The following is a 13,878-nucleotide window of genomic DNA, read 5'->3' on the forward strand; positions in this document are numbered from 1 at the left end:
ATTTCTGAAAACCTGAAGGCTGACAAGGCGAGAGGGGCGGGGTCGATGCGGCATGCGACCGCGAGGCGTACGCCGTCGCCCCGGCACGACCCTCTCGCCTGGCGCGACCTACGCCTGGGGTGGCTCCCCCGTCGCGAGGATCTGCGCAAGCGCCGCCTCGTCCAGCACGGGCACGCCCAGCTCCTGCGCCTTGGCGAGCTTGGAGCCCGCCGCCTCCCCCGCCACAACGAAGCTCGTCCTCTTCGAGACCGAGCCCGAGACCTTGGCGCCCAGGGCCTTGAGCTGGTCACCCGCGTCCGTGCGCTTGTAGTTCTGCAGCGTGCCCGTGAGCACGAAGGTGAGGCCCGCCAAGGACTGTGGCCGCTCGGGCTCGCGGACCTCCTCCTCGAGCACGACGCCCGCCTCGCGCAGGCGCTCGACCACGGCGACGTTCTCGTGCACGGAGAAGAACTCGCACACCGACGCCGCGATCTTGGGTCCGATACCGTCCACCTGCGCGATCTCTTCCTCGCTCGCCGACGAGAGGGCGGCCATGCTGCCGAAGCGCTCGGCGAGGAGCACCGCCACGTTGGCCCCTACGTGACGGATTCCCAGCCCGAAGAGCACACGCGAGAGCCCGCGGCCCTTCGACTCCTCGACCTGCGCCATCACCTTGCCGGCGATGGTCCTCCCCACCAGGATCGGGTCGCCCTCCTCGTGGTCCTTCGCGCTCGTCTCGTAGACGCGGCCGGTGTCGACGCCGGCGAGGAGGTCCTCGCTGAGCGCGTCGTAATAGTCCGCGACGTCCGTGAGCAGGCCCTGCTCGACCATGCGGCCCACGAGCTCGTCGCCCAGGCCGTCGATATCCATGGCCTTGCGGCTGCCCCAGTGGATGAGGCGCTCGGAGGCCTGGGCCGGACAGTCGATCGAGACACAGCGGAAGGCGACCTCGCCCTCCTCGCGGACCACGGGACTCCCGCAGCTGGGACAGGCCTCGGGCATCTGCCAGAGGGGGCGCGCCTCGTGCCCGGCAGCCAGGTCGCCCTCGGTCACGGGACCCACGACCTCGGGAATCACGTCGCCCGCCTTATGCACCACGATGGTGTCGCCCACGCGCACGTCCTTGCGGCGCACCTCGTCGATGTTGTGCAGGGTCGCACGGGCGATGGTCGAGCCGGCGACCACGACGGGGTCGAACTCGGCGACCGGCGTCAGGACGCCGGTGCGGCCCACCTGGACGCGGATCTCGCGCAGGACGGTGCGCCTCTCCTCCGGGGGAAACTTGAACGCGATGGACCAGCGCGGGGCGCGGGCGGTAAAGCCCAACGCGTCCTGGCCAGCGAAGGAGTCGACCTTCACCACGACGCCGTCGATGTCGTAGTCGAGCTCGTCTCGGTGCGCCAGGGCGTCGGCGCAGAAGTCATGCACCTCTCGAGAGCTGGTGACGAGGGCGGCGCGGTCGTTCACGTGGAAGCCGCAGGCGCGCAGCCAGTCGAGGAAGGCGTGCTGGGTGTCCACGGCCAGCGGGGACTCGTCCGCCACGGCATAGATGAAGGTCTCGAGGTCGCGATGGGCGGTGATGGCCGCGTTCTTCTGACGGAGACTGCCGGCGGCGGCGTTGCGGGGGTTGGCAAAGACCTGCTCGCCGGCGGCGTCGCGCTCTTCGTTGAGGCGCACGAAGCTGTGCTTGGGCATGTAGACCTCGCCGCGCACCTCGATGGAGTGGCCAAAGCCGCCGTCGGCGACGTCGTCGAGGCCTGCGGGCGCCAGGGCACGCGGGATGTCGTCGATGGTGAGGACGTTTGCCGTGACGTCCTCACCCGTGGTCCCGTCCCCACGCGTGGCGGCACGCACCAGCTGGCCGTCGCGGTAGGTCAGCGCCACGCCCAAGCCGTCGATCTTGAGCTCGCAGGTGTAGGCGACGGGAGCGTCGGGCGTGGAGCCCAGGGCCTCGTCGGTGCGGGCAAGCCACTCGTCGAGCTCACCCAGGTCCATGGCGTCGTCGATGGAGTACATGCGCTGGGCGTGCTGGACGGGTGCGAACTGCTCGCTCACGTAGCCGCCCACGCGCTGGGTGTAGCTGTCGGGGCGCGCGAGCTCGGGATGGGCAGCCTCGATGTCCTGCAGCTCACGCAGGGCGCGGTCGAAGTCGGCGTCCGACATCTCCGGGTCGTCGAGGGCATAGTACTGATACGCGGCGTGCTTGAGGATGCGGTCGAGCTCTGCGGCGCGGGCGGCTGGCGACTGCTGCGCGGCGGGCTGCGATGCGGGGACGCCGACGGGGGCGCCGGCCGGGTCGTCCCCGCTCGCGAACATCGACATCTGCGACTGCTCCTGTGCCATGTGCCTCTCCCTTGCACCGATTCTTCCGGCGACGTGCGCTCGTTGCGCCGTCGATTATCGCATTCCCGGCACGCCCCGCCGCGCCGGGGCGCCGCCGCCTCTCCCCCGCCGCCGCGCCGGACGCCCGCGCCCCCCGCCGTCGCGCCGACCCCGTTCCCCCCTTTCGTTCTCTATGCATTCTCCTGAAATGAATCATGCACCAACTGGGCTTTTGCGATGACGATTTCAGAGAACGGCATAGAGAAGGAGGGGCCCGTCATGAACTTGCATAGAGAACGTGGCAGCTAAGCGCAAAGCTACCGTTTGCGGAACAACAACCAGACGGGCGGTGTGGACGTCTCCCCACATATGGGAAATCATTCCATTTACCAGTAGTTCCCGTCGAAGGGGGAGGCGTGGAGGGAAGCGTGGCGGACGAGCTGAGGGTGGCCCTGGACGACGCCGAGGCACGCGAAAGCTGCCTGGTTCCATCCACCACGGCCGTACGGAATCGTCTCGACCATCTGACCCGACGTGGGGAGCTTGCGCGCGTCCAGAGCTCTGCCTACGCACGTGCGGCACACTGGGATGGGCTCGATGCGGCCAGACGCGCGATGTGCCGAATTCGGGCGCTCGCGACACTCCATCCCGACTGGGTGTTCTGCGGGGCTTCAGCCGCGCTCGTCCATGGGCTCTCCGTCTCGTACCGCTCCGCCAGTCGCATCGAGGTCGCCACGCGCAAAGAGGCACCATGTCGTTCGACAAGAAACGTCGGAAGGCACGTCATCGGGCGCGACGAGCGCACGGTCGTCGCAGGCGTACGGGTCTCGACCTTGGAGCGGACCGTCTACGACTGTCTGAGGAGACTCGACTTCCGAGGCGGGCTCGCGCTCGCCGACTCCGCACTGAGGGTGACCGGAAAACCACGGGAGTGGCTCACGTCCCTGTTCGCGGCACCTCACAAGGGAGCTCGCGGCATCAAGCACGCGCGCGTGGCGGCGTCCTATGCCGATGGCCGTGCGGAGAGCGGCGGCGAGTCGATAGCTCGTGGGGCGATGATAGAGCTTGGCTTCATGCTTCCCGAGCTGCAGGTCGAGGTGCCAGACCCGTTGGAGCCCTGGCATGGCTACCGTGTCGACTTCGCTTGGGCGGCGCTTGACGGAGCGACGGTGTTTGGCGAGTTCGACGGACGAGAGAAGTACCGCAACCCCCGCATGACGCAGGGGAGAGATGCCGTTGACATCTTTGCCGACGAGCGCCTGCGGGAATCCAGGATCAGCGCACAGGGTGCGCGCATCCTGCGCTTCTCGTTCGCCGACCTGCTCGATGACCAGCGCTTCTCTCGTCTGCTTGTGGCTTACGGGGTCCCGAGGGTGGGCGATCCTGGAAGAATCGAGCTTCGCCCCGGCCATCGTGATTGGCAGCCGTCCGACGATGGATCCCGGTAGCGGGGTCCAACAGCGGGGTTCCGGTGGTGAGTTCCGGCAGCGGGTTGGCAGCGGAATCCCCCCCCGCATACGGCGTTCTCAGCGGAATCCCCCCCCGCATACGGCATTCTCTATGCAACTCTCTGAACGACAGCGCATCGCAACTGGGGTTTTGTGATAGCGATTTCAGAGAAAGGCATAGAGAACGTGAGTTGAGGACGCACAAGTCAGGAACTTGCATAGAGAACGGAGGGTGAGAGAGGCGGCAGGGTGAGGGCGCGTCGCAGCAGGGTACGGCATCGTAGCAGGGCGCGTCGCCGCGTCGCGGCAGGGCACAGCGTCGCAGCAAACCACTGCGCCACAGCAATACGGGTCACGGCGGAGGGATGCCGACATCATCCCTCGCATTACGTCCGTGGGTCGAAATGCGCAGCAGCCGACCCAACGTCCCTGTCGTCCCCTAGAATCCTCACAATGCGCAACACACCGCGCATGGCATCGCACGCGACGCAGGCGCAAGCGCCACGCATGCGCGCAGCGACGCCATGCGTCGCAGAGGATGGAGGCCACATGGGAAGCTACGTCGAGCGCGAATGGTGGGGCCGGCGCGAGGACCGGGACATCTACGGCAAGCTCTTCCTGCCCGAGGGTTTCGACGACGGTCGCCCGCGAGCCACCGCGATCTTCTCCCACGGACTCGCCACGAACCGTGGTGACATGGAGCCTTACGCCCGCACGGCGGCGGAGCGCGGCATGGTCAGCTACGTCTTCGACTTCTGCGGCTCGGGACCCTACAGCCGCTCGAGCGACCAGCCCGGCGGCATGTCGCTCTTCACCGAGCAGCACGACCTCGAGTCCGTTGCATGGGAGCTCTCGCGGGAGCCCTTCGTGGACGAGGACAACGTCTTCCTCATGGGAGCCAGCCTGGGGGCCACCGTCACGCTCATGGCCGCGCGCGCCAACGCCGAGCTCGTGCGCGCCTGCGTGTTGCTCTACCCCGCCTTCAACCTGCACGACTCCGTGCGCGCCGCCTGCCCAAGGCGAGAGGACATCCCCGACGAGTTCCCCATCATGACCACGACGGTGAGCAAGGCATTCCTGCAGAGCTGCTGGGACTACGACTTCTTCGAGCACATCCCCTCGTTCCCTCGCGACGTGCTCATCTGCCACGGAGACAGCGACCAGGCCGTGCCGCTCTCGTACTCCGAGCGTGCCGCGGCGCTGTTCCCCCACGCCGAGCTGCACGTCGTGCACGGCGGGGGCCACGGCTTCGTGGAGCCGGCCTACAGCGAGGTCGTCAACGTGGCGGCTGACTTCCTGGTGAGTCACATAGCGCACTGACCCGTAGCGTCTCGACGGCGCCGAACCGTCCCGCACGCATCGCGCACGTCGCCCTCCTCTCCTGCGGAGTCGGCCTCTTTTTCTCTTTACATCATACTGTGCTTTACATAGTATGATGTAAAGCACAGTTAGAGAGAGGGGGAAAGTTGGACTCGCAATTCAAGCGTGGGTTCCTCGATGCGTGCGTTCTTGCCATCCTCGCCGCACAGGACTCCTACGGATACCAGATCGTGAGGGATGCCCCGCCATCGCTGGAGCTTTCGGAGTCGACGCTCTATCCCGTGCTTCGTCGCTTGGAGAAGCAGGGCGCCCTCACGGAGTATCGCAGCGAGCATAACGGTCGCCTACGCAAGTACTACTCCATCACCGAGCAGGGGCGCCTCCAGCTACGGGAATTCGTCGCCGAGCGCGACGCCATCGACCGACTTATGGACTTCATCCAGAAGGGAGCGGAGCAATGAACAAAGGGGCATTCCTCGACGCGCTCGAAGGCGAGCTGACAAAGCGTCGGCTCTCGGCAGACGAGGTCCGTGCGGCAAGGGAGTACTACGCCGACGCCATCGACGAGCGCATGGACGACGGGCTCTCCGAGCAGGAAGCCACCGCGTGCATGGGGTCGCCCGTCACCTGTGCCCAGGCGGCAGCCAGCGAGACGGCTCCCGTCCCCCACCTCGTCCGTCGCTTTGCCACGCGCTTCGCGTTGGTCAACCTCGTGCTGGCGATCCTGACGCTCCCCGTATGGGGGATGTTCGTCATCGCGTTCCTGATGGTGGTCGCGTCGGCATACGTCACGCTCTTCTCCCTCCTGCTCTGCGCGTGGCTCTTCTTTGGCTGCGGGATCCTCCTGGGGGTCGCAAGCGTCGTGACGTTCTTCTCGTCCCTCCACGCGGGTGTGCCCTTCTCCGGGCTCTTCGTCTTTGGCGTGGGGATGCTCTCCACGGGCACGGCGCTGCTCCTGCTTCCCCTGGTCGTCTGGGCGACGCAAGCCCTCGTGGAGACCATCCGCCTGCTTGGCCTTCGGATCGTCGGCCTCTTCAGGCGAGGCGGGCAGGGTGATGCGGCGGAATCGCGACCCCGCACGAGGCTCCACGCCCCTCGATGGCCCAAGGAGTTGCTCTCTTCCGGCCTGGGCTTCGTGGGACTTGGGGCCCTCTCTACTCTCACAGCGCTCGTGAGCTGCGGATTTGATATCAGCACGCTGCCTGGCGTCCCCGTTCAGCAGCTGGGACGGCTGACGGTGAACCTCAATGGGCTCCTGCACCTTGGTGACTCGATACTCATAAATCTCTAACAGGATGCGATAAGCGCGCAGAGCATGCCCCGCCCCGCCCAAGTAGTGGAGCCGGGCGGGGCTGTGCTATAGTTGCCCGCGTGTTGTTGCACGAGCAAGGGGCCGTCGTCGACTCTTGATGGCCCACTCCGTCTGGGAGAATGTCGTATGTCTGCTGGGATCAAGGAGCGCTTCGCCCATTAGGGCGTGCCGTGGCAGCCAGCCTGTCCACTCTTGTCCGCATCCCTCATATGCATCGCCACCGCACGCGAGGCCCATGGGCCAGCGGCGATGGGCATTTGCAGACGTCACCCAGGAGACCACCCATGCATCTCGTCAAGTCGCTCAGGGCGTGCAGCCCATCCGAGCGCGCCCTCGTGCTCGCATCCTTCTTTCTCGTGACCGCCTTCCAGTCATCCTATTTCATAGGCATCATCGGCTATGCGACCTATGCGCTTGGCGCGGGGACCGACCTGGTCTCCCTTCTCACCCTTGCGTACAACGCGGCGACGTTCCTCGGCAGCATCGCCGCTGGCATACTGATCGACCGCAGAGGGCCGCGGCAGGTCCTGCTGGCCTCGCTCGCCGGCGGGATCTGCCTGGCGTCGTTTGCGTGGGCCGTTCCCCTCTCTCCCCTCATGCTCATGATGTCCTCCTGCCTCTTTGGCCTCGCGTGGAGTGTCTCGAGTGGGACGCTGTCGAGCTTCGCCCCCTACCTCACGCAGGAGGGCGAGCGTCTCAAGCAGTTGAACGGGCTCATTGACACCGCGACGAGCGTCTCCGTCGTGGTGGGGCCCGCCATCGGAGGGACCATCTCTGCGGCGTCATCGACCAGCGACGTCTTCGCGTTCATGGCGGCATCGCTCGGGGCTGCGCTGACCTACGCCGTCGCATGCAAGGAGCTGCCCGGAGCACGGCAGGCAGGCGAGAGGGACGATGGCCCGCTGCCGAAGGCCACCCTGCGCGAATTCGGGGAGGGGCTTCGCGTGACGCTCTCCTCCCGCGACCTTCGCCTCATCCTTGCGATGTGCTTCTTTGGCTTCTTTGCCTTTGGGGCCTTCGATGCTCTCGAGTCCGTCTACTACCGTGACGTGTTAAGACTCGACGCGTCCTGGATGGGCTGGCTCTCCATGGTGGCTGGCGTGGGCTGCACGCTGGGGTCGCTCGCGCTGCTGCGCATCCCACGCCGCCAGGTGAGCCTCAGGCTCCTGGCCACCACCCTCCTCGTCGAGGGCCTGGGTGCCATGCTCTATGTCGGAACCAGGAAGCCATGGTGCGCCGTGCTGGGACAGCTTGTCCTGGGCGTGGGCAACGGCCTTTCCGTTCCCGTCGAGCACACGCTCGTCCAGGAACGCTGCGAGATCGGGCAGTTGGGTCGGGTGAGCAGCGTCATTCGAATGGGCATCATGAGCTCGGGCATCGTGCCGCTGCTCCTCGCGCCGCTGCTCGCGAACAGGCTTGGGGCCCAGTCGGTGCTGTTTGCCGCCTCGACGACCGTGGCAATCGTCGCCCTTGCCTTCTTGCTGCGGCTGAGGGTGCGCAGGGCGGAATAGCGGCCGTGGGGACGGGGAGCTGTCTCTTCATCGACAGCGCCCCTCGCCCGCGGCACAAGCTGCCCCCGGTCGCCAGCACGCCCCCAACCACGAGCGCGCCGTAGCCCCCCAGCCTCGCTTCTCTATGCAACTCTCTGAACTGCCGTACCTCTCAACTGGGGTTTTGTGCTGGTGATTTCAGAGAAAGGCATAGAGAACGAGAGGTGACGCCGCACAACCGCAAGTCCACGCCCGCAAGGCAGAAAGTACGGGGGTCCGCCGGAGCGAGCCCCCGCACCATGTGCGCCAGGCACCTCAGCCCAGGCGCCATCCTCGGCGGTGCCTCCTACGCGATGGAGGTCACCTTGTAGCCGGCATCCACCACAGCTTGCTCGAGAGCCTCGTCCTTGACGAGCAGCCCGGCATCCACCTTGGCCGTGCCGTCCTCCAGCGAGACGCGGACGTTCTTGACGCCCTTGACGCCCTCCAGGGCCTCGGTCACATGGGCCACGCAGTGCTGGCACATCATCCCCTCGACGTTCAGGGTCTTCTCGGTCATGTCTTCTCTCCCTTCGTCGGCTCCCTCGAGAGCCTTCCCGCTTGCATCGACTTGCTTGGTTCCGCCGCGCGTCTCGGTCCTGCGCAGTTCAACGCCCTTCGCCACGGCGCCACCCACTCCGGTGGAACACACTCCGGCGGAACGCACGCCCGCGCCACCCACTCCGGCGTCACGCACGCCCGCGCCACCACCCCGCGCCGCCCGGCTGGGTCTCCAGCCGAAGAGCCTGAGCGCGTTGCTCACCACGAACACGGACGAGAAGCCCATGGCGGCCGCCCCGATCATGGGATTGAGCGTGACGCCCCACGGGGCCAGCACGCCCATGGCCACCGGAATGCAGATGGCGTTGTAGAACAGGGCCCAGAACAGGTTCTGGCGGATGTTGCGCATCGTGGCGCGCGAGAGCTCGATCGCCGTGGCGACGTCTGCCGGGTCGGAGCGCATCAGCACGATGTCCGCCGAGCTTATGGCCACGTCGGTCCCGGCACCGATGGCGATCCCGACGTCCGCCCGGGCCAGGGCCGGCGCGTCGTTGATGCCGTCTCCCACCATGGCCACCCTGGCGCCTGCCTCCTGGAGCTCGCGGACCTTCTCCTCCTTCTGGTCGGGAAGGACCCCCGCCACCACCTCGTCCACGCCCACCTGGTCGGCGACCACCTGCGCCGTCGCGGCCTGGTCGCCGGTGAGCATGATGGTGCGCACGCCCATCTGGCGCAGGCGGGCTACGGCCTCGGCGGAGCTGGGCTTGACCACGTCGGCCACGCCCATGAGGCCCAGGGCGCTCCCGTCGGCGGCAAAGAAGAGCGGCGTGCGCCCCCGTGCCGCCATGTCGTCCGCCGCACGCGTGAGCCCAGAGACATCCACGCCGCGCTGCGCCATGAGGCGCGCGTTGCCGGCCAGCACGGCATAGCCTGCCACCGTGCCCGCAAGGCCACCACCCGCGACCTGCTCGAAGCCCTCGACCTCGGCCTCGCTGGCCACGTCACGCCCGTCGGCATAGGCGCAGACGGCCTCGGCCAGGGGGTGCTCGCTCTTGCGCTCGAGCGCGGCGGCGAGCCCCACGAGCTCGTCCTCCTCGACGCCCTCGGCCATCACCACGTCGGTCACGCGGGGCGCGCCCTCGGTGACGGTGCCGGTCTTGTCCAGCACCACGGTGTCCAACCTGCAGGCGCCCTCGAGGGCCTCGGCGCTCTTTATCATGATGCCGTTGGCCGCCCCGCGCTCGGTGCCCACCATGATGGCCGTCGGCGTGGCCAGCCCCAGCGCGCAGGGGCAGCTGATCACCAGGACCGAGACGGCGTGCGTGAAGGCGCCGGCAAAGTCGCCAGGCGAGAGGAACGCGAGCCAGGCCACCAGCGTGGCCAGCGCGATGGCGATGACGACGGGCACGAAGACGCCGGCGATGCGGTCCGCCTGCCTCTCGATGGGAGCCTTGGTGCTGGTCGCCTCGTCCACGAGGCGGATGATCCGCGCGAGGGCCGTGTCCTCGCCCACGGCGGTCACGTCCATGGCCAGCCAGCCCCGCCTGGACACGGTGGCGCCCGTCAGCCGGTCGCCCACGCCCTTCTCGACGGGAAGGGGCTCGCCCGTGATGGCAGACTCGTCCACGGAGGCGGCACCCTCCGCGACCACGCCGTCCACCGGCACGGACTCTCCGGCCCTCACCACGACGCGGTCTCCCACGCGCAGCTCGGAGGTAGCCACCTCCCGCTCGACGCTGTCACGCACGACGGTCGCGGTCTTGGGAGCGAGGTTCATGAGCGCGCTGATGGCGCTGGTGGTGCGGCCCTTCGCGCGGGCCTCGAAGAACTTTCCCAAGGTGATGAGGGTCAAGATCATGCCCGCCGAGTCGAAGTACAGCCCATGGAAGGCAGCGTGCGCGAGTCCTGCGTCGCCCACCCCCAGGGCGAGCGCCATGCGGTACAGGCCCACCAGGCTGTAGGCGAAGGACGACGCCGAGCCGATGGCGATGAGCGAGTCCATGTTGGGCGAGAGGTGCGCGAGCGTCCTGAAGCCCATGACGAAGTAGTGACGGTTGGCGAACAGGATGGGGATGCAGAGCAGCAGTTGCGTGAGCGCGGAGGCCATCATGCCCTGCATGCCCGCAAGCGCGGGCGGTTCGGGCCAGCCGAACATGGGACCCATGGCCAGGTAGAAGAGGGGCACGGAGAAGGCGAGCGAGACGACGAGCTGGCCTCGCTTCTCGTCTATGGCGCGCTGTGCAGCCCTCTGCGGGTCCACGAGTCCCGCCGCCTCGGGCGAGAGGGGCGTCCCGTCCGAGTCCGTGCCCTCCGCATGGGTTCGGCGCGGCGTGGCACCGTAGCCCGCCTTCCTGATGGCGGCCTGCACCGCGCTCACGGTGGCAGCCGACCCGTCATATTCGAGCTCCATCGAGTTCTTGAGCAGGTTGACGTTGGCTGCGGCGACGCCGGAAACGCCCGACGCAGCCCTTTGGACCCTGGCCGAACAGGCAGCGCAGGTCATGCCCGTGACATCGAAGGTCTCGCGCACGGCACCGCTCTGCGCCGTGCCATCCTTGGCATATGTAGCGGTCTCTGCCATCGGCAGGGCCTCCCCTCTTCCCGCGTCCGCGGGAGCGATCACATGAACTTCTTGAAGAGCCGCATGACCTCGTCGGTCACCTCGGTGTCCCCCGCCTGGATGCGTTCGACCACGCAGGTCTGAAGATGGTCGCGCATGACCTCGCGCGAGATCGCCTTGACAGCGGACTCGACGGCGGCGAGCTGGGTGAGGACGTCGCCGCAGTAGCGGTCCTCCTCCACCATGCTCTTGATGCCACCCAACTGGCCGATCGCCCGGTTGATCCGACATTCGAGGTCGCGCTTGAGCCTCTCGTCGCGAGGCGTCGCCTTCATGCTGACGTCGCAGGCATGCTGCGAGTCCACGTCCCTCTCCTCTGGCATCGCTTCCTCCTCAATACCCCTTGGGGTATGTTCCATCGACGTCACTATACCCCCTGGGGGCATATGTAATCATGGGGTAGCGGACTCGACCATAGGACGGCCACAGAAGGAAGGGGCCCGGCGTCGCCGCCGAGCCCCCCGAGAACGTGCGTCACGAGCGTGACTACGACTGGCTGCCGTCCTGTTGGGTCTGGCTGTAGCCGCCGCCACGGTTGCCGAACGGGTCATTCTGCTGGTTGCGCTGGTTGTACAGCTCCTCCAGGTACCGGTACAGGTCGTTGGTCGAGATGCCGTTTCCGGAGTCGGACCCGGAGTTGCCCTGGTCGCTGCCGCTGCCCTTCTGCTGCTCCTGCAGGGCCTCGTCGGAGCCCAGGGTCACGTTGACCGTCTGCTCGCTGGTGCCGCGCATGAAGGTGACGGCAACCGTCTCGCCGATCTCGTGCGAGCGGATGTTGAGGATCATGCCGTCGGCAGAGATGATGGACTCGCCGTTGACGGCGGTGATGATGTCGCCCTTCTGGATGCCGGCCGTGTCGGCGGGGCTGCCGCTCGTGACCTCGCTCACGTAGGCACCTTGGTTGACCGCCAGGTTGTTCATGGTGGCGTTCTGGGAGTTCACGGTCTGCATCGAGAGCCCGATGTAGGCGTGCGTCACGGTCTGGCCCGCGATGATCTTGTTGGCGACGGCAACCGCGTAGTTGGACGGGATGGCGAAGCCCACGCTCGCGGACGACTCGGTGCTCGAGGAATAGAGCGTGCAGATGCCCACCAGCTTGCCCTGGGAGTCGACGAGGGCGCCACCGGAGTTGCCGGGGTTGATGGCCGCGTCAGTCTGGATCAGGTTGGTGTAGAGGGTGTTGCCCGAGGACGACTGCATGAGCTGGTTGCGCGAGAGCGAACTCACGATGCCGGCCGAGACGGACTGGTCGAGGCCGAAGGGGCTGCCGATGGACATGACCCAGTCGCCCACTACGAGCTTGCTGGAGTCGTCCACCTCGACGGGGGTCACCTCGGTGCCCGCCCAGTCGACCTTGATCACGGCGAGGTCGCTGGAGGAGTCGCTGCCCACCACGCTGGCGTCATAGCTCTTCCCGCCGTAGCTGACCGAGATCGCGGTGGCGCCATCAATGACGTGGTAGTTGGTGATGATGTTGCCGTCGGCGTCCAGGATGACGCCGGAGCCGATGCCGGAGCCCTCGGAGGTCGTGACGTTGACCGAGACGACGGAGGGGAGCGCCTTGGCGGCGACCGCCTGGGCGACGCTCACGTCCTGGTCGCTCGCGGTGATGTTGACGGTCTGCCCGGCGGAGCTGTCGGTGGTCTTGATTATCTGCGTGCCGCCGATGACGCCTCCTGCCTTGAGCGCGAAGACCAGGGCTGCAGCACCCAGCACGCCGCCGACGGCGCCGAAGACGGCTCCCTTTGCGACCCCTCCCCTGCGGGGTCCCTTCGCCGGCGCCTGGCCGACCCCGGACGGCGGAACGCTGCCGAAGGGCTCCTGCGCGTGCGCCGCCTGCACGTGCACCTGGGTCGCAGCGACCTGGGTCTGGTCGTCGGGCTGCGCGGGAGCGCCGGGCACGGGAGGGCGGTTCTCGTCAAACGTGGCCATGTCTGCCTCTTTTCTCCAAAGGTGCGAGGGCACCCACGGGACGGCGTGTCATAGCCCTCAATCTACCCGTCGGCCGCGCGCGCAACGCGAGGCACCAAGAGCTCACATGCAAGGGAAACATCACTTTTGGCTATCTGAAAAACCTAGGCGAGAACGGCCGTAATCTGCCTCGCGACGCCGCCGAAGCTCGCAAGCCCGCAGCCTCAGCCCTAGAGCTTGAAGAGGTAGCCCACGCCACGCACGGTGACGATGTGGGCAGCGACCTGGGGGCCCACCTTGGAGCGGACGCGTCGGATGTGCACGTCCACCGTGCGGGTGCCGCCACAGTACTCGAAGCCCCAGACGCGATGCAGCAGGGTCTCGCGCGAGTAGGCGCGCGAGGGGTGCGTAGCGAGGAACGAGAGGAGCGAGTACTCCATCAGCGTGAGGTCCACGGGCTCCTCGTCGATGTATACCTGGTAGGTGGCCAGGTTGATTGCCATGTTGTCCACGGTGACGATGTCCGCGGGGGCACTCTCCTCGCCCGGCCACAGAAGCAGGGCGCAGCGGACCTCTAACTCCGCCTCGCCGGCGCTGGCAAGGATGAAGTCGTTTCTCCCCTGCGCGGGCATGCGCAGGCTCGAGAGCTTGGACTCGTCCTGGATGCTCAGCGTGGGGATGAAGCCGTTGTCCGACACGTAGGAGTCCACCGCGGCGAGCGTGTCCTGGCTCAGGCCGTCCATGTCGAGGATGACCAGGTCGAAGTCGTGCCCAGACGAGATCGCCTGCGAGAAGGTCTCGGGCGTGGTGGGAAGGATCGAGACGTCCAGCGCGTGCTTGAGCTCGCGCATGCGCTCGATGAAGCGCGAGGTCCTTGCGAGGAGCAGTATGTTCTTGTGGTGCATGAACGCCCCCAGACGTACCACGAACGACCGG

10 protein-coding genes are annotated in these 13,878 nt (G+C 67.1%); 5 read left to right on the forward strand and 5 right to left on the reverse strand.

Going from position 1 to position 13,878, the window contains the following annotated elements; translation table 11 throughout:
- Nucleotides 1–108: 108 nt before the first annotated feature.
- Nucleotides 109–2,322: an NAD-dependent DNA ligase LigA gene (gene ligA / locus ACMPH2_RS07755; RefSeq protein ID WP_417119118.1), complete on the reverse strand. Its 2,214-nt coding sequence runs from the start codon at nt 2,320–2,322 to the stop codon at nt 109–111.
- A 395-nt stretch (nt 2,323–2,717) separates the two neighbouring features.
- Between ligA and ACMPH2_RS07760 the strand changes: the two genes are divergently transcribed.
- From ACMPH2_RS07760 to ACMPH2_RS07780, 5 genes are all read left to right on the forward strand, one after another.
- Nucleotides 2,718–3,749 (forward strand): hypothetical protein, encoded by a 1,032-nt coding sequence (locus ACMPH2_RS07760; RefSeq protein ID WP_417119119.1) that lies wholly within the window; start codon nt 2,718–2,720, stop codon nt 3,747–3,749.
- Between the two features lie 549 nt (nt 3,750–4,298).
- Nucleotides 4,299–5,069: an alpha/beta hydrolase family protein gene (locus ACMPH2_RS07765; protein WP_062529629.1), complete on the forward strand. Its 771-nt coding sequence runs from the start codon at nt 4,299–4,301 to the stop codon at nt 5,067–5,069.
- A 146-nt stretch (nt 5,070–5,215) separates the two neighbouring features.
- Nucleotides 5,216–5,530, forward strand: a complete 315-nt coding sequence (locus ACMPH2_RS07770; RefSeq protein WP_009277909.1) for a PadR family transcriptional regulator — start codon at nt 5,216–5,218, stop codon at nt 5,528–5,530.
- A complete protein-coding gene (locus tag ACMPH2_RS07775; protein WP_417119120.1) occupies nt 5,527–6,360 on the forward strand; it encodes a DUF1700 domain-containing protein in 834 nt (277 codons plus the stop codon). Before ACMPH2_RS07770 ends, ACMPH2_RS07775 begins: the two co-directional genes overlap by 4 nt.
- Nucleotides 6,361–6,665: 305 nt before the next feature.
- Nucleotides 6,666–7,892: an MFS transporter gene (locus ACMPH2_RS07780; RefSeq protein ID WP_417119121.1), complete on the forward strand. Its 1,227-nt coding sequence runs from the start codon at nt 6,666–6,668 to the stop codon at nt 7,890–7,892.
- Nucleotides 7,893–8,217: 325 nt separating this feature from the next.
- Here ACMPH2_RS07780 and ACMPH2_RS07785 read toward each other — a convergent pair whose 3' ends face one another.
- From ACMPH2_RS07785 to ACMPH2_RS07800, 4 genes are all read right to left on the reverse strand, one after another.
- The gene (locus tag ACMPH2_RS07785; RefSeq protein WP_417119122.1) at nt 8,218–10,992 is read right to left on the reverse strand and encodes a heavy metal translocating P-type ATPase; all 2,775 of its coding nucleotides are present in this window, start codon (nt 10,990–10,992) and stop codon (nt 8,218–8,220) included.
- Nucleotides 10,993–11,030: 38 nt separating this feature from the next.
- Nucleotides 11,031–11,354, reverse strand: coding sequence for a metal-sensing transcriptional repressor (locus ACMPH2_RS07790; RefSeq protein WP_009277913.1), 324 nt, complete (start codon nt 11,352–11,354; stop codon nt 11,031–11,033).
- Nucleotides 11,355–11,517: 163 nt separating this feature from the next.
- Nucleotides 11,518–12,963, reverse strand: a complete 1,446-nt coding sequence (locus ACMPH2_RS07795) for a S1C family serine protease (protein ID WP_417119123.1) — start codon at nt 12,961–12,963, stop codon at nt 11,518–11,520.
- Between the two features lie 209 nt (nt 12,964–13,172).
- On the reverse strand, nt 13,173–13,847 hold the full coding sequence (locus ACMPH2_RS07800; RefSeq protein ID WP_417119124.1) for a winged helix-turn-helix transcriptional regulator: 675 nt from the start codon (nt 13,845–13,847) through the stop codon (nt 13,173–13,175).
- Nucleotides 13,848–13,878: the final 31 nt, after the last annotated feature.

It is taken from the genome of Olsenella phocaeensis (assembly GCF_048189965.1).
Lineage (GTDB): Bacteria > Actinomycetota > Coriobacteriia > Coriobacteriales > Atopobiaceae > Olsenella_I > Olsenella_I phocaeensis.

Excerpts from the sequence above, each read along its gene's own strand:
- ligA (WP_417119118.1), bottom strand. The coding sequence starts at position 2,322 with ATGGCACAGGAGCAGTCGCAGATGTCGATGTTCGCGAGCGGGGACGAC.
- ACMPH2_RS07765 (WP_062529629.1), top strand. The coding sequence starts at position 4,299 with ATGGGAAGCTACGTCGAGCGCGAATGGTGGGGCCGGCGCGAGGACCGG.
- ACMPH2_RS07775 (WP_417119120.1), top strand. The coding sequence starts at position 5,527 with ATGAACAAAGGGGCATTCCTCGACGCGCTCGAAGGCGAGCTGACAAAG.
- ACMPH2_RS07780 (WP_417119121.1), top strand. The coding sequence starts at position 6,666 with ATGCATCTCGTCAAGTCGCTCAGGGCGTGCAGCCCATCCGAGCGCGCC.
- ACMPH2_RS07785 (WP_417119122.1), bottom strand. The coding sequence starts at position 10,992 with ATGGCAGAGACCGCTACATATGCCAAGGATGGCACGGCGCAGAGCGGT.
- ACMPH2_RS07790 (WP_009277913.1), bottom strand. The coding sequence starts at position 11,354 with ATGCCAGAGGAGAGGGACGTGGACTCGCAGCATGCCTGCGACGTCAGC.
- ACMPH2_RS07795 (WP_417119123.1), bottom strand. The coding sequence starts at position 12,963 with ATGGCCACGTTTGACGAGAACCGCCCTCCCGTGCCCGGCGCTCCCGCG.
- ACMPH2_RS07800 (WP_417119124.1), bottom strand. The coding sequence starts at position 13,847 with ATGCACCACAAGAACATACTGCTCCTCGCAAGGACCTCGCGCTTCATC.